Genomic DNA, 14,533 nt, shown 5'->3' with positions numbered 1-14,533 from the left:
CGCGGTTCTCGTCGCGCCCCGCCCGATCCTGTCAGGCAGGGCTCACGGAAGGCTTAACGGAACCGCATCGGAACCGCTCGAATCGCGGGCGGATTCGCGAGCGAAGATTGCCGCACTCCGGTCCGGATCGGCCTTGGCAGCCGCCGCCGCCGCATAGCTCGCCAGGACGTCGGCTCCCATCCGCTGCATGGAGAACCGGGTCTGGACGCTCGCTCCGAGCCGGGCGACCCGATCGCGGCGGGCCTCCGGAGCCTCGTCTAGGACGCGGGCGATGGCACCTGCCAGCGCCCGCGCGTCGCGGGCCGGCACGAGCTCGTGAGCGGCCGCACCGAAGATCTCGGGGATCCCGCCGACATCGGTGGCCACGAGGGGCTGCTGGGCGGCCGCGGCCTCGAGCACGACGTAGGGCAGGGATTCGGCGAAGGAGGGCACGACCATCACCCGGCCGCGGGCGAGCGCCGCCCGAATCGGCTGGGGCGGCTCGTAGACCACGGCGTCGGTGAGGCCGAGGCGGGCCGCATAGGCAGCGATCGCCTCCGCATCCGGGCCCGAGCCGACCATCAACAGGCGCAGGGGGCGGCCTGCCGCACGAAGGCGCTGGAGCGCGTCAAGGAGGACCGGGATGCCCTTGGCGGCCCGCAACTCGCCGACATAGATCAGGTCGAGGGGATCGGTGGCCCGAACGAGCGGCTCGAATTCGGCCGCGTCGATGCCGTTGTAGACGATGCGCGCGCGACCGGTCTCGCCGACGAAGGCGCGGTGCCGGCCCGCGACGAAGGCGCTCTCGAACAGGAAGACGTCGGTGCGGGCGGCAAGGACCCGCTCGACGCCCATGTAGAGGCGGTGAAGGTGCGTCCCCGGCCGGTAGTTATAGCTCCCACCGTGGGGGGTATAAGCCCGGATCGCATGGCGGGCCGGTGCGAGCCGCGCATAGGCACCGCCCTTGGCGCCATGGCCGTGCAGCACGTTCGCCCCAAGGGCGGCGGCGTGCCGCGACAGCCGCCACAGCACCGCCATGTCCGAGGCATGCGGGTTGCGGTGCATCGCCATGCGCACGATGCCCAGCGAGAGGATCGGGGCGAGGTCGGCCAGCGCGCGGGCCGCACGGTCGCCTCCCGTGCCGGAATCACAGACGATCCCGACCTCGTGGCCGGCGGCGGCCTGCAGTCGGACAAGATCCGAGACATGGCGGAACAGGCCGCCGACGGGCGCGCGGAAGACGTGGAGGATGCGGCGCGAGGCCTCGAATCCAGGGAGCACGCCCGTCCCGCGAGACTCGATATCGGCGACTGGCGCGACCACGGCGAAACCCTCCGGGCGCGGCCGTCACGCGGTCGCGCAACAGCCGTCTTACCCGAGAGATATGGTCGAGCGGTTAAGGCGATGCCTCGGATCGACGGCGTCTCACACTCAGAAGAAGCGCTCCTTGATCACGATCGTGTCGCCGGGGCGGACCGGATAGGTCATCGGAACGATGCCGGAGACGAGCCCCTTGGGGCCGTCGCGGGTGAGGATGGCGTAGTCGCGCGCCGCCCGCGGCCCGAATCCTTGCGCAATCGCCACCGCCGTCTCCACGGCCATGCCGTTGACGTAGGGGTACTGGCCCGACGTGGTGACCTCGCCGAGGATGTAGAACGGTCGGTAGGCGTCGACCTCCACCGTGACGTGCGGCTCGCGCACGAAACCGGAGGAGAGCTTGGTCTCGATGGTCTTGGCAGCCTGGATCGTCGATTGCCCGCCGACCTTCACGGTGCCGATGAGCGGCATGGCGATCTGGCCGGCGCCGTCAACGGCATAGATGTTCGAGAGATTGTCCTGTCCGAACACGATGACACGGAGGCGGTCCCCGGCCGAGAGCGTATAGCGGGCCCCGATGGAGCCCGTACCACTGGCGTCGAGGAGGTCGGTCCGGAAATCCGGACGCAGGCACCCGCCCAATGCCAGACTGGAGGAGAGTGCGAGAAGTAGTGCACGCCGGTTCATCAGCACTGCCGCCGTTGAGACTCTTACGATGAACGACCTCTAAGCAGGCATGGTTAAAGAACAATAAAATCCCGCGGCGACGGCGCGAGGGCGCGAAGTCCTTAACCTCCGGTCAACCCTAACGATGTCTGATGAGATGAAGACCGGCCGACCGGGCTCTGCTCGCGGTCGGTGATTTTTACCTTGTGTAAAGATATCGCCATGCCCCGCACGCTTCATCCTGCCCCTCCGCGTCTCGACCAGGGAACCGGCGACGGCATCGGCTTGGCGCAGGTGGGAGGGCTGCTCCGGCGGTCATGGGCCTGGATCGCGGTGCCGACCGTGGTCGCCGCGGCCGGCGCGATCGCCTTCGTGCAGATCGTTCCGCCGCGCTACACAGGCGAGGCCAAGATCCTCCTGGAGAACCGGGAGGCCGCCTTCAGCCGTGCCGGCACCGACCGCTCGGATACGACCCTGCCGATCGACGAGCAGGCGGTGGCGAGCCAGGTCCAGGTCGTCATGTCGCGCGATCTGGCCAGGGAGGCGATCCGTCGCCTCAAGCTCGTGGGCAACGCCGAGTTCGATCCGAGCGTGAACGGGATCGGCCCCCTCCAGACCATGCTGATCATGACCGGGTTCGCCAAGAACCCCCTCGAACGCACGCCGGAGGACCGGGTGCTGGAGACCTATTTCGAGCAGCTTCTCGTCTATTCCGCCGGCAAGTCGCGCATCCTCACCGTCGAGTTCCGCGCCCGCGACGCCGAGCTCGCGGCGCGAGCCGCCAACACCGTGGCGGAGCTCTACATATCTTCGCTGGAGGCCGCGAAGGTCGATACCGCGCGCTACGCCTCGACCTGGCTCGGCGGCAACATCGACTCGCTGCGCAAGCGCGTCGCCGAGGCCGAGGCCAAGGTCGAGACCTATCGCAGCCGCAACGGCCTCATCGCCACCGGCGGTACCTCGAACCAGCCTCTCGGCGCCCAGCAGCTCGGCGAGATCTCGACGCAGCTTTCGCAGGCCCGCACCGTCAAGGCGGATCTCGCCGGCCGCGCCAAGCTGATCAAGGAGATGATCAAGGATGGCCGCGTCTTCGAGATCCCGGACGTCGCCAACAATGAGGTCATCCGCCGCGCCGTCGAGCAGCGCATCACCCTCAAGGCTCAGCTCGCCCTGGAATCCCGCACACTGCTGCCGGCTCATCCGCGCATCAAGGAGCTGGTGGCGCAGGTCAACGACCTCGACGCCCAGATCAAGGCGACTGCCGATCGCGTCGTGCGCACCCTGGAGAACGACGCCCGCATCGCCGAGGCACGGGTGGACAGCCTGACCGCGGCGGTGGAAGCCCAGCGCGACATCGTCGCCCAGGGCAATTCGAGCGAGGTCCAGCTGCGCGCCCTCGAGCGCGAAGCCAAGGCCGAACGCGAGCAGCTCGAATCCTACCTCTCGCGCTACCGCGAGGCGAGCGCGCGCGACGCCGAGAGCGCGACCCCGGCGGATGCCCGCGTGGTCTCCCGCGCCGTGGTGCAGGACCTGCCGTCCTTCCCCAAGAAGCTGCCGATCGTCGCGCTGACGACATTGCTCGCCCTGCTCTTCTCCATCGGCGCCGTCCTCGCCCGCCACCTGCTGGCCAATCCCACGGCGCCCGAGCAGGCGCGGCGGGAAGAGGAGGAGGGCGATCGCCCGGAGGCCGACCAGCCGCTCGCCCGCGAGCCGAGCCGCTTCGACTTCCCAGAGGCCTCGGCGGCCATGATCGGCCCCGGCTCGACCTATGCGGGCTCGGTCTTCACCCCCCGGCACCCGACCTGGGCAGCCTCAGTGGCGCGGGTCGAGCCTCCCCTCGAGCCGCCGGTCGAACCGCGCGGGCCATTCTGGGACGAGACGCCCGTCCGGCACGACGCTCCCCCGGCCGATACGGAACGCGCCGCCGAGGTCGTCCCGGAGGTCATCCCCGAGGTCATTCCGATGCCGGCACCCGCGGCCGAGGCACCGAAGGCGTTCCCCCCGGAGCACCGCGCCAAGCCCGGCGAGGCGACGCCCCCCGCCGCGTCCGGCTTCGAGCTCGATCTGCTCATCGGCCGGCTGCGCGAAGGCGGGATGGGCGCTGCGGGCCATCGCGTCGTCGTGGTCGAAACGAGCGAGACCGGCGACGAGAGCCTGGCCCAGACTCTCGCCGCGACCCTCTCGGCCTCCGGCGACCGGGCCCTGCTGGTCGACCTCAACGGCCTTGGCGACGACCTCGACGAGCCCGGCCTGACCGACCTCGTGGCGGGGGAGGTCGCCTTCCTCGACGCGATCCAGCCGATTCTAGGCTCACGCCTCCACGTCATCGCGCGGGGCTCGATCGCGACGGAGATCCTGATCGAGGAGCCGCAGGCCCTGTCCATCACCCTCGACGCCCTCGACGAGGCCTATGCCTGGGTGATCTGTCGCCTCGACGCCGCGCGCGCAGGACCCGCGCCCGAGATCCTCTCGGGTTGCATCGGGTCGACCACGGCGGTGGTCATCGCGTCGAACGCGGAGGCCGACGATGTCGAGCTCGTGGCCCTCTATGGCCGGGCCGAGGATGCGGGCGCCGCCCTCGTCCTCGTCGCGCAGGACCGGCCCGCGATCGCCGCCGAGCCGGAGATGCTCCTCAGGCTCTCGGCGGCCTGAGCCGAGCGCTCCGCCAGCGCGGTTACGACGGATCGGAGAGGACGCCTGAGACCTTGCGGCGGAGGGGCCGGAGCAGCCGCATCAGCCGCGGGTTGCGCTTGATCCGCCGCTTGATCCGGCCCCATGCGACGGCATGGGCCGTGACGGCCCAGCCGCGAGCGCTGACGGGAATCGAGACCTCGCGCAGCTCGATCGTCTCGTCGCAGATGCTGGCCTTGTAACGGGCCTCACCGACCCCGAGGTCGAAGCCGCGGCGGCCCTGGCCGGCCTGGTACCCCACGAGATGCCGGAGAAGGATCTCGCCGGGGCTGAACCGGGCCAGAGCCGGATCCTGGTCGAAGGAGGTCATCATCCCGCTGTAGCGGACCGCATCCACGGCTCCCGCGAAGGTGGCGTAGACCCGGCCGTCCCTCTCGCCGACGAGGGCACAGATCTCGATCGCCCGGCCCGCCGACACGCTGGCGATCCCCTGGGCATCGATGCCCTGTGCCAGGAACCGGCGCACGGACTGCGATCCGTAAGGGTCGACGATGCCCAACGCCGCGAAGCGGGTCGCTTTCTGTCGGTAGAAGGCCTCGAGGAAGGCAGAAACCTCGTCCGGGGTCGAGGCGACCCGGAAGGCGACGGGGCCGACGGCCTCGACGAGCTTCTTCTCCTTGACGCGAAGCTTCTTGCGGGCGTCGGCGCTGAAGATCCGCCTGATCGTCGCCTCGGCGTCGGGTCCGAGCGAGAGCCCATAGGCGTCGCTGGCGGCGGGCTCGCTGCGGGCGGCGAGGGGATTGGCGGCACCATCCCAGAACCGGGGCTGGTAGCCGAGGACGAAGGCGTCGATTCCCGCGTCGGCACCGGCCTTGCGCAGGGCCTCGACGACATCCTCGCCGCGCAATGCCGCAGCCTCGCGCGAGGCAAAGAGCGGCATGTGGAAATTGGCGTGCGACCCCCCGACGACGCGGGCGACCATGGTGCCGCGCTCGCGCCGACAGATCACGGGCAGGATCAGCCGGACCGGTCCGGCCGCGTCGCGAAGGACGATGATCCGCAGGGCCTCGCGCTGCCGTCCGTCATCCCCGGCGAAGGCTCCCGCGAGGAAGGCGGAGACCCAGTCGAAGCGCTGATAGGGCGTCCCCAGGACCCCCGGGTCGCTCTCGATCCCGCGCCACAGGGCCTCCACGGCGGCCATGTCGCGATAGGTCTCGGCCAAGAGACCCGACCGGGCCGTCTCCAGCGTCATACGAGCCTGGGACAGATCATCGACCAGTGCCGCCAAGACAACACCTCCCTCCCCATCGCCCAGCCATCGCGGCCGGGGCTGATGCCGGACACCTAGCATGATCGCCGTCAACCACTGCTGAAAGGGTCGAGCCGGCGGCCGGTGATCGTCAGGTGTGGGTAACGGAACATTTCGATCTTGCGGCGCATCGGTTGCAAACCCGGGCTCCGGCGCCGTTGCGCCCAGGGGTCCAGCCGGGAAAGGAACCGATGGACGCGTCCCGTCAGCGGATGCTCGAGGCAGGCTTTCGCGCCATCGCGGCGAGCCGGGCCGACCTCTGGCTGCGCCCAATGGCGCGAGGCCGGGGAGTGATCCTGACGTTCCACCACGTTCATCCCGACCCGCCCGGCGCCTATGCGCCCAACAGGCTCCTGACGATCACGCCGGCCTTCCTCGATGCGGTGATCCTTCGCCTCAAGGGGGAGGGTTTCGACATCGTCGCCCTCGACGACCTGCCGAAACGCCTGACCCAGGGCGGGCGTCCCTTCGCCGTCCTGACCTTCGACGACGGCTACCGCGACAACCTCGACCACGCCGCCCCGGTCTTGGCGCGCCACGCCGTGCCCTGGACCCTGTTCGTGACGAGCGACTTCGCGGACGGGCGCGGCCGGCTGTGGTGGATCGAGCTGGAGCGCGCCATCGCACGCCTCGAACGCGTCCGGCTCGACGCGGCTTCGGGCGAGGGCCTCGACCTTCCCGCCGCGGACGCGATTCAGAAGAGCGCCGCCTTCGCGGCGGTCTATCGCCGGCTGCGTGCCGGTCCCGAGGAGCGGCTGCTCGAGTCCATCGCGGGCCTGTGCGTAGAGGCCGGCTTCGCGGCGGGCGGGGTCGCCGGGGAGCTATGCCTGCCCTGGCCGGACCTGGCCCGTCTCGCTGCCGATTCCGCGGTCACCATCGGCGCCCATACGGTGAGTCACCCGATGCTGGCCAAGCACGAGCGGGAGACGGCGGCGTTCGAGATCGCTCAAGGGCGGGACCGCATCGCCGCGCGCCTCGGCGTTCCGGTGCGCCACCTGTCCTATCCGGTCGGCGACCGCACCTCCGCCGCCGGGCGGGAATTCGCGCTTGCCCGGGATCTCGGCTTCATCACTGCGGTGACGACACGACCGGGCCATCTCTTCGCCGGGCACGGGCGGCACCTGCACGCGCTGCCGCGGGTCTCGGTCAACGGGCTCTACCAGAACGACGCGGCGCTGCGCGCGCTCCTGTCCGGCGTCCCGTTCCTCGCATGGAACCGCGGCCGCCGCGTCGACGTGGCCTGATCCTCGACCAAAGCCTCCCGCGCAGGCGGCTACGTCAGCGCCTGCGCCGATGGCGGCGATAGGAGCGGGTCTCGCTGCCGCCCACCGAGAAGCTCGCGCTCTGGCGTCCGCCCCTGCCGTACGACCCGCGCCGGAAGCGGCGTCCGCGACGGACCTCCTGCACCGGCTCGTTCACAGTCGGAATCGCCAGGGTCTGGGGCAGGACGGGGGGCAGGGCGACCGCCGTCCCTGTCGAGGCCGCGGCTCCCTCACCGGCCGCGACGTTCTTGGCGGCCGGGCCGAACATCGAGAGGCACTGGTTGTAGGCGAGGTCGTTCTTCAGCCGCTCGCATTCGGAGACGGCGCGTGGCGCTCCCTGCGCCGCGGCGGTGCCGAGGAGGGCAGGAGAGAGAAGGAACGCAAGGCCGAGGACGAGCGGAAACGGCGGTGAACTGGGCATGAAGCGGATTGGCGACCTTCGGCGGGGTGAACGCGGGACGGGACGGTCGACGCGACGACGTCCGATCGGCGGGTTCGGATCGGGAAACCTTCGACCTTCGCCGTTCTGTGACGTCGGAGTGCGGCGAAAACCCGGCGCGGCGGCGCCCTGTCAGAGGTTCGGATCGGGGTCGGGACGCTCCATCCACCGGATCACCGGCATCAGCGGGAAGATCCAGGCGATGCCGAGGAGGCAGTACAGCACCGTCTGCACGAGGGCGGGCGTCTGCGAGATGCGGCTGTCGGCCAGCGCCATGGCGAGCGGCGCATAGACGATCACGAAGCCCAGGATGGCGATCGTGCCGATCAGGGTGCGGGTGCGGCGGCGCATCGGCCTACTCCTGCGCGTCGAATGAGAGACACGGGCGTAGAGCCCGGCGCTGGGGCTGGCAACGCCGCCCGGCGCCGCATGGGATTCGCCAAGGGCATGGGACGCGCGAAAGCGCAGGTGCGGCACCGGCGGACGTTGCCCGGCGGGCAGCGCCCACCTAACTGCCGGGCGACGTCCCGTCCGACAGATGAGGTCCCGAGCGATGGTCTTGAGCGAGGCGCCCGCCGATCGTCCAATCGACGAAAGCCGCCCCCTCGGCAAGAGCCGCGGCGTTCGCAGCTGGCTCTATCTGCTGGCGTTCCTCGTCGTCTGCATGGTCGCGGTCGGCGGCGCCACCCGCATGACCGGATCCGGCCTGTCGATCACCGAGTGGCGGCCGGTGACCGGAGCCGTGCCCCCGCTCTCGACCGAAGCCTGGATGGCGGAGTTCGACAAGTACAAAGGGACGCCGCAATACCAGATCCTCAACCAGGGCATGGGACTGTCCGACTTCAAGGTGATCTATGCCTGGGAGTGGGGCCATCGGCTGCTCGGCCGCATCCTCGGGCTCGTCTTCTTCCTGCCGTTGATCTGGTTCTGGTGGCGCGGCGCCATCGACACCAGGCTCCGCGCCGGCTTCCTCGCCCTCGGTCTGCTCGGAGGTCTGCAAGGCGCGATCGGCTGGATCATGGTCGCCTCCGGGCTCCAGCCCGGGATGACCGCAGTGGCGCCTCTGAAGCTCACCCTGCACCTCACCACCGCGAGCCTGATCCTCGCCGGCCTGATCTGGCTCGCCGCCGGCATCCGGTCGCGTCCCGCCGCTCCGGTATCCGCGGCCCTGCGCAACAGCGCCTCCGTGGTCGCTGCCCTCGTCCTCGTTCAGATCGCGCTCGGTGGCCTCGTGGCGGGTTCGAAGGCCGGCCTCGTCTACAACACCTGGCCGACCATGAACGGCGATTGGGTGCCGCCGCTGGCCGCCTTGTTCGCCGTGACGCCATGGATCGAGAACTTCGTCGATAACGTCACCCTGGTTCAGTTCAACCACCGGCTGGTCGCCTATCTCCTGCTCGCGGCAGCCTTCCTCCACGCCATCGACGCGACCCGACGGGTGCCCGGCACCGGCGTCGCCCGCCGCGCCTGGGGCATCGCCGGCCTCGTCCTGGCGCAGGCCGTGCTCGGGGTAACGGCCCTCGTCCTCGCCGTTCCCCTCTGGGCGGGGCTTGCCCATCAGGTCTTCGCGATGGTGGTGCTGGTCATGGCGGTCGTCCATGCTCGCCTTACCGTCGCGCAGGTCCGCAGGCCGGCGATGACGGGTTCGCCGAGCCCCGCCTTCGGCTTCGAACGCCTCGGCGGAGCGTCGTAGTATCCACTCGCATCTGCAGCATCGCATCGGTCGGCTGAGAGCCGGTTCGCAGGAGAGATCCTGCTATGGAACGTGAAGATCCAGAGGGAAACTCTGGAGGGGGCGGCATCTTCTTGTCAGGTGCCCTCGTCGAGGAATCGTGAGTGATCCGTCGCACCTTCATGATGCAGTGCAGCGAACCGGCAGCGGCGAACCGCGTTCCTCTGGCATCCGGCCCCGGCCAGCACAGTAGGATACCACCCGGTGAACACCGAACGTGACCGCCAGACCGCCCGCGGCGAGCGCCGAGCCGGCGACCGTCCGATGATCCGCGAGAAGCGCGCCCGTCGCGCCGCCTAGGCGCTCACCGGGCTCCCTGGCTCACCTGGGCCGTGGTGATCGCCAGCCGTTATCCGAGCCTCGTCCCGAGCTGAGAGTTCCGCTTCCCGCGGTCGATCAGCCGGACGATCGTCCCGGTGTTCACCATCACGCAGGATTGTCCCGGGAATACGCCGTGCGCGTAGTCCGACCCCGGAACGCGCGCGAAGCTCGACGCTTAAGCTCTTGCAACTGCAGCTCTTGCAACTGCTCGACCGGACCCGGGCTCCTGGTCCGATCGACGCGGAGAACGCCCTGGGTTCCGAGGGGAAAGGTGTCACGATGTTCCTGGCGGAAGACGGGCGCCCCGCAGGTCTGAACTGGAACTATACCCGTCAGGAGATGGTCGCCGACGGAACCATCCACTTCCTCGGCGTCGCCTTCGGCCTCGCCGGCAGCATCGCGATCGTGATCCTGGCCGCTCTCGAGCCCTTGGGTGCCGCGGGCTGGGCCTCCGTGGTGGTCTACGCTGCGGCCCTCGTCTCGATGCTTGGCGTGTCGGCGACCTACAACATGTGGCCGGTGGGTCGTCGCAAATGGCTGCTGCGCCGGGCCGACCACGCCCTGATCTACCTCATGATCGCCGGCACCTACACGCCGCTCGTCACGCTTGTCGGCACCGGCACTAGCGCCTGGGCGCTGCTGACGATGGTCTGGGTCGTGGCCGGGATCGGGATCGCTCTGAAGCTCCTCCTGCCGGGCCGCTACGACCGCGTCGCGATAGGGCTCTACCTCCTCCTCGGTTGGAGCGGCATCCTGGCGTATGATTCGGTGATCGCTGCCTTGACGCCCGATGCCTTCTGGCTGCTCGCCGCCGGCGGCCTCCTGTACTCCTTCGGAGTGGTGTTCCACGTCTGGCGCAGCCTGCCCTACCAGAACGCGATCTGGCACGCCTTCGTGCTGGCCGCCACGGCCTGCCATTACGGCACGGTGCTGCTGAGCGTCGTCGAAACCCGCGTCTGAACTGTACTCAGACCTTGGGTGGGCGTCCGATCGTCGCCTCGATCTGTCCGTGCGGCTCGTCCGTCGGCAGGAAAATGTGGCCGCCGTTGGTGACGTCGAAGGGCGTGAGATCGATTGGGATGTAGTGCTTGTTCGGCATCGTGAACCGGATGTCGGCGATCTCGGGAATCGCGCCAAGCACCGCCTCGCCCATCCGGTACATGCTGTCCTGCACGCTCGGGCTGTAGGTGGTGCCGAACACCTCAAGGAGGATCGCCAGTACGCGGGCGTTGGTCTCCGCGTAATCCGGCGGCGTTCCCGACCAGGTCCAGGTCGCGTCCATGCTGGTGGCGGCGATGCGGTCGTGGGTGTCGCGCAGCGTCCGGTAACCGTCGTCGACGAAGTCGGCCCAGCCGGACCCGGTCGTCTTCATGAAGGTGTAGTCGCGCAAGCCCGATTGCAGGATCGACGCCCCGCGGCTCGCCACGATCCTGACATAGCCGAATCCGTTGCCGTCGCGGGTGAAGGTGTGGCCGTGCGGAGTGCCGGAAAAGGCGTGTCGCAGCCAGCGGGTCTCCAGCGCCTCCACCGCGATCTCCTCGATCTGCGGGTAGGTGTCGAGGAAGACCGCCGCGACGTGGCCGGCGAAGGCCTCCTTGTCGGCCTCCACATGCTTGGCGGCGGTGACGTTGACGATGTTCTTGACGCTGTCGGTGGCGACGCAGGCGCGGTTGTCGCTGCTCGTCCAGGCCCTGTCGAAGGCGCCCGTCATCATGACCTCGAGGCTGAGTTCGCGCGGAGTGTGGTGGTCGCCGTCGCGGGCGAGCCGCATCACCCGCACCCGCCCCTTGCCGTATCGCGATGCCGTCAGAGCCATGGCTGTATCCCGACCGCCCGGCAGCGGGCGCGCTCCGGAGATTCAGCAAGCGATATGCCACGGATCGGATATGGCGGACCATCTGGGTGGACCGCACGCGAGACCTCGTATCGCCGGGCAGCGCGGTGGCGCAGAGCCTGCTAAGGGCGATCGAGGTGGATCAGAGAGACCCGCCCACGCCACGACGGGACCCCATGACACTGTCGCTCGACGCTCTGAACGAGGCCAGCCTGTCCGATGTCGTCGCCGCCCTCGGCGCGGTGTTCGAGCATGCCCCCTGGGTGGCCGACGCCGCAGCGAAGGGGAGGCCTCACGCCACGGTGCAGGCCCTGTTCGCCGGAATGCGCGCGGCGGTGGAGGCCGCCCCCGAGCCTTCGCGCCTCGCCCTGCTCGCGGGCCACCCTGAACTCGCCGGCCGGCCGGCGCGGGCCGGCGCCATCGCCGCCGAGTCGATCGCCGAGCAGGCCGCTGCCGGCCTCGACCGTCTGTCGCAGCCCGAATACGCCCGCTTCGAGGCGCTCAACGCGTCGTATCGCGAAAAATTCGGGTTCCCCTTCATCCTTTGCGTCAAACGCCACGGCCGGGCCTCGCTGCTGCGCACCTTCGAGGCGCGCCTCGCCAACGATGCCGCCACCGAGCGTGCGACGGCCGAAGCCGAGGTCTTCCGGATCGCCGCGATCCGCCTGAATGCCCTCGTCAGGGGGGAGGGCGCGCTCCGTACCACGGGTCGCATCTCCACTCACGTCCTCGACACCGTGCAGGGCAGGCCCGCTTGCGGCGTCGCCATCGACCTCGTGGAATGGGTCTCGGCGACCGAGACCGTGCTCGTTGCCCAAGCCGTCACCAACGCGGACGGGCGAACCGACGCGCCGCTGATCGGCGGGCGCCCGGTGCCGATCGCGACCTACGAGTTGCGCTTCCACATCGGCGACCATTTCCGACAGGCGGGGCTCGATCTCGCCGAGCCGCCCTTCCTCGACGTCGTCCCCCTGCGCTTCGGCGTCGCCGATCCGGAAGGGCACTACCATGTGCCGCTCGTGGCTACGCCCTGGAGCTACCAGACCTATCGCGGGAGCTGAGACGATGGACGCCCTCGCTCCCCGTATCCAGGCCCGCCTCGACGCGCTCGCCGCCATCAGCGCGGACGAGGGCGCGATCACGCGGCTCTACCTCACCCCCGAACAGGCCCGTGCCAGCGCTCTGGTCGTGGGCTGGATGCGCGAGGCCGGGCTGACCCCGCGCGTCGACGCCGCCGGCAACGTCATCGGCCGAATCGAGGCCGTCGAGCCCGGCGCGCCGGCCCTGGTGATCGGATCGCATCTCGACACCGTCCGCGATGCCGGCCAATACGACGGCCCCCTCGGGGTCGTCACCGGCATCGCCTGCGTCGAGGCCCTGGTGCGCGAGGGCGTCCGCCTCCCCTTCGCCGTCGAGGTGGTGGGCTTTGCCGACGAGGAGGGCACGCGGTTCAACGCGACGCTCATCGGCAGCCGCGCCTTCGCCGGCACCTTCGATCCCGACAAGCTCGACTGCCCGGACGGGCAGGGGGTCACCATCGCGGGGGCGCTGCGGGCGGCGGGATTAGACCCGGACCGCTTTCACGAGGCGGCACGCCGTGCTGGCGAGATTCTGGCCTATCTCGAGCTCCATATCGAGCAGGGGCCCGGCCTGGAGCGGGCCGGCCTGCCGGTCGGGCTCGTCACCGCCATCAGCGGGGCGACACGGCTCGCCGTGACCCTGGAGGGCGAGGCGGGCCATGCCGGTACGGTCGCCATGGATGGGCGCCGCGACGCGCTCGCCGGGGCCGCCGCCTGCATCCTGGCGGTGGAGGCCCGCTGCCGCACTGATGCCGGGCTCGTCGGCACGGTCGGGAGCCTCACGGCGACGCCCGGCGCGGTCAACGTCATCCCGGGCCGCGTCGGTTTCAGCCTGGATCTGCGGGCGCCGGATGACGGCCTGCGCCGGGCGGCGCTGGCCGACATCGGGTCGGCCTGGGAAGCGATCGCGGCGGAGCGTAACCTGTCCCTGACCAAGCGCATCACCCACGACGCGCCGTGCGTGCCCTGCGATCCGGCATGGATGGAGCGGATCGCCACGGCCATCGCGGAGGAGGGATATCCTGTCCACCCCCTGCCGAGCGGGGCCGGGCATGACGGCATGGCCGTAGTGGCCCTGGCGCCGGTGGCGATGCTGTTCGTGCGCTGCCGGGGCGGCATCAGCCACAACCCCGCCGAGTTCGCGAGCCTCGAGGATATCGAGGCGGGTGCCCGCGTGCTCCTGCGGGTGCTGCGCGGCCTCGCCGCCGAGCATGACGCTTCGGGGCCTCTTGTGCTGGACCCTTGATCGGGTTCCGCCGACGCTCCGCCCGTCCGGGGAAGGGCGTGAGGCGAGCCGAGGTCGTCGCCCCCGATGGCACCACGGTTACCCCCGATCAGGCAAGCACCGCCAGGAGCTCGGCCGCGACCAGGGCGGCGATGACTGGGGGGCGCTTGTCCCGGATTGCCGCCCCGCCGATCGGGCAGACCAGCCTGGCGATCGCGGCCTCAGGCAGGCCGAGGCTGCGGAAGGCGCGCACGAAGGTGGCGCGCTTGGTCGCCGACCCGATGAGGCCGAGATAGGCGAAATCCGCCGTCTCCAGCAACGCGGCGCAGATCAGGCTGTCGAGGGCGTGGCTGTGGGTGAGCACCACATGGGCGGCGCCCGCCGGTGCCGCTTGCGCGATCCGGCTCGGAGCATCCGCGATCCGCTCGACGCGGCGGCCTTCCACGAGGGCGAGCTCGTCGGGTCGCGCGTCGACGATGCGTGTGCGGAACGGGAGTGGATCGAGGGCCAGGGCCAGCGCCCGGCCGACATGGCCGGCCCCGTAGACCATCACGACCGGCTCCCGGTCGGCATCCCGCTGTTCCACCGTTCTGCGTTCGTCGAGAACAGCTTGGTCAGCGATCCTCACGTGAAGCGTGACGCGGCCGCCGCAGCATTGGCCGGTCTCGGGACCGAGCGCAATGCGGAGGATGACGGGTCCGCCGCCCTCGGTGAGCAGCCCACGTGCGGCGGCGATGCC

13 protein-coding genes are annotated in these 14,533 nt (G+C 70.1%); 6 read left to right on the top strand and 7 right to left on the bottom strand.

Going from position 1 to position 14,533, the window contains the following annotated elements:
• Window positions 1-42 precede the first annotated feature (42 nt).
• The gene (locus tag ACFE7U_RS01680) at window positions 43-1,302 is read right to left on the bottom strand and encodes a glycosyltransferase family 4 protein (RefSeq protein ID WP_375407993.1); all 1,260 of its coding nucleotides are present in this window, start codon (window positions 1,300-1,302) and stop codon (window positions 43-45) included.
• 108 nt (window positions 1,303-1,410) lie between these two features.
• A complete protein-coding gene (locus ACFE7U_RS01675) occupies window positions 1,411-1,983 on the bottom strand; it encodes a polysaccharide biosynthesis/export family protein (protein WP_375407992.1) in 573 nt (190 codons plus the stop codon).
• A gap of 201 nt (window positions 1,984-2,184) precedes the next feature.
• On the opposite strand from ACFE7U_RS01675, the gene ACFE7U_RS01670 reads away from it, so the two are divergent.
• Entirely contained in the window at window positions 2,185-4,614 is a 2,430-nt protein-coding gene (locus ACFE7U_RS01670) for an exopolysaccharide transport family protein (protein WP_375407991.1), read from the top strand.
• 22 nt (window positions 4,615-4,636) lie between these two features.
• On the opposite strand, the gene ACFE7U_RS01665 is transcribed toward ACFE7U_RS01670, so the two are convergent.
• A complete protein-coding gene (locus ACFE7U_RS01665; RefSeq protein WP_375407990.1) occupies window positions 4,637-5,881 on the bottom strand; it encodes a GNAT family N-acetyltransferase in 1,245 nt (414 codons plus the stop codon).
• A 212-nt stretch (window positions 5,882-6,093) separates the two neighbouring features.
• Between ACFE7U_RS01665 and ACFE7U_RS01660 the strand changes: the two genes are divergently transcribed.
• Entirely contained in the window at window positions 6,094-7,146 is a 1,053-nt protein-coding gene (locus ACFE7U_RS01660; RefSeq protein ID WP_375407989.1) for a polysaccharide deacetylase family protein, read from the top strand.
• Between the two features lie 34 nt (window positions 7,147-7,180).
• Here ACFE7U_RS01660 and ACFE7U_RS01655 read toward each other — a convergent pair whose 3' ends face one another.
• Window positions 7,181-7,585: a hypothetical protein gene (locus ACFE7U_RS01655; protein ID WP_375407988.1), complete on the bottom strand. Its 405-nt coding sequence runs from the start codon at window positions 7,583-7,585 to the stop codon at window positions 7,181-7,183.
• Between the two features lie 150 nt (window positions 7,586-7,735).
• A complete protein-coding gene (locus ACFE7U_RS01650) occupies window positions 7,736-7,954 on the bottom strand; it encodes a DUF2842 domain-containing protein (RefSeq protein ID WP_375407987.1) in 219 nt (72 codons plus the stop codon).
• Between the two features lie 202 nt (window positions 7,955-8,156).
• Between ACFE7U_RS01650 and ACFE7U_RS01645 the strand changes: the two genes are divergently transcribed.
• Both ACFE7U_RS01645 and ACFE7U_RS01640 read left to right on the top strand, forming a co-directional pair.
• A complete protein-coding gene (locus tag ACFE7U_RS01645; RefSeq protein ID WP_375407986.1) occupies window positions 8,157-9,296 on the top strand; it encodes a COX15/CtaA family protein in 1,140 nt (379 codons plus the stop codon).
• A 639-nt stretch (window positions 9,297-9,935) separates the two neighbouring features.
• Window positions 9,936-10,616 (top strand): hemolysin III family protein, encoded by a 681-nt coding sequence (locus ACFE7U_RS01640; RefSeq protein WP_375407985.1) that lies wholly within the window; start codon window positions 9,936-9,938, stop codon window positions 10,614-10,616.
• Between the two features lie 7 nt (window positions 10,617-10,623).
• Here ACFE7U_RS01640 and pucL read toward each other — a convergent pair whose 3' ends face one another.
• Window positions 10,624-11,472 carry a factor-independent urate hydroxylase gene (pucL, locus tag ACFE7U_RS01635; protein ID WP_375407984.1) on the bottom strand — a complete coding sequence of 283 codons (849 nt, stop codon included), beginning with the start codon at window positions 11,470-11,472 and terminating at the stop codon, window positions 10,624-10,626.
• Between the two features lie 194 nt (window positions 11,473-11,666).
• On the opposite strand from pucL, the gene uraD reads away from it, so the two are divergent.
• Together uraD and ACFE7U_RS01625 are read left to right on the top strand one after the other, a co-directional pair.
• Window positions 11,667-12,551, top strand: a complete 885-nt coding sequence (uraD, locus tag ACFE7U_RS01630; RefSeq protein WP_375407983.1) for a 2-oxo-4-hydroxy-4-carboxy-5-ureidoimidazoline decarboxylase — start codon at window positions 11,667-11,669, stop codon at window positions 12,549-12,551.
• A 4-nt stretch (window positions 12,552-12,555) separates the two neighbouring features.
• Window positions 12,556-13,815 (top strand): allantoate amidohydrolase, encoded by a 1,260-nt coding sequence (locus ACFE7U_RS01625; protein WP_375407982.1) that lies wholly within the window; start codon window positions 12,556-12,558, stop codon window positions 13,813-13,815.
• Between the two features lie 88 nt (window positions 13,816-13,903).
• Here the strand turns inward: ACFE7U_RS01625 and xdhC are convergent.
• A partial coding sequence (gene xdhC / locus ACFE7U_RS01620) for a xanthine dehydrogenase accessory protein XdhC (RefSeq protein ID WP_375407981.1) occupies window positions 13,904-14,533 on the bottom strand: 630 nt, incomplete at its 5' end.

It is taken from the genome of uncultured Methylobacterium sp. (genome assembly GCF_964251405.1).
Classification (GTDB): domain Bacteria; phylum Pseudomonadota; class Alphaproteobacteria; order Rhizobiales; family Beijerinckiaceae; genus Methylobacterium.
The sequence above is the reverse complement of the archived record's forward strand: the minus strand, read 5'-3'. Positions and strand labels throughout refer to the sequence as shown.

Coding starts and splice junctions, on each gene's coding strand:
- ACFE7U_RS01675 (WP_375407992.1), bottom strand. CDS start 1,983: ATGAACCGGCGTGCACTACTTCTCGCACTCTCCTCCAGTCTGGCATTG.
- ACFE7U_RS01670 (WP_375407991.1), top strand. CDS start 2,185: ATGCCCCGCACGCTTCATCCTGCCCCTCCGCGTCTCGACCAGGGAACC.
- ACFE7U_RS01660 (WP_375407989.1), top strand. CDS start 6,094: ATGGACGCGTCCCGTCAGCGGATGCTCGAGGCAGGCTTTCGCGCCATC.
- ACFE7U_RS01655 (WP_375407988.1), bottom strand. CDS start 7,585: ATGCCCAGTTCACCGCCGTTTCCGCTCGTCCTCGGCCTTGCGTTCCTT.
- ACFE7U_RS01650 (WP_375407987.1), bottom strand. CDS start 7,954: ATGCGCCGCCGCACCCGCACCCTGATCGGCACGATCGCCATCCTGGGC.
- ACFE7U_RS01645 (WP_375407986.1), top strand. CDS start 8,157: ATGGTCTTGAGCGAGGCGCCCGCCGATCGTCCAATCGACGAAAGCCGC.
- ACFE7U_RS01640 (WP_375407985.1), top strand. CDS start 9,936: ATGTTCCTGGCGGAAGACGGGCGCCCCGCAGGTCTGAACTGGAACTAT.
- pucL (WP_375407984.1), bottom strand. CDS start 11,472: ATGGCTCTGACGGCATCGCGATACGGCAAGGGGCGGGTGCGGGTGATG.
- uraD (WP_375407983.1), top strand. CDS start 11,667: ATGACACTGTCGCTCGACGCTCTGAACGAGGCCAGCCTGTCCGATGTC.
- ACFE7U_RS01625 (WP_375407982.1), top strand. CDS start 12,556: ATGGACGCCCTCGCTCCCCGTATCCAGGCCCGCCTCGACGCGCTCGCC.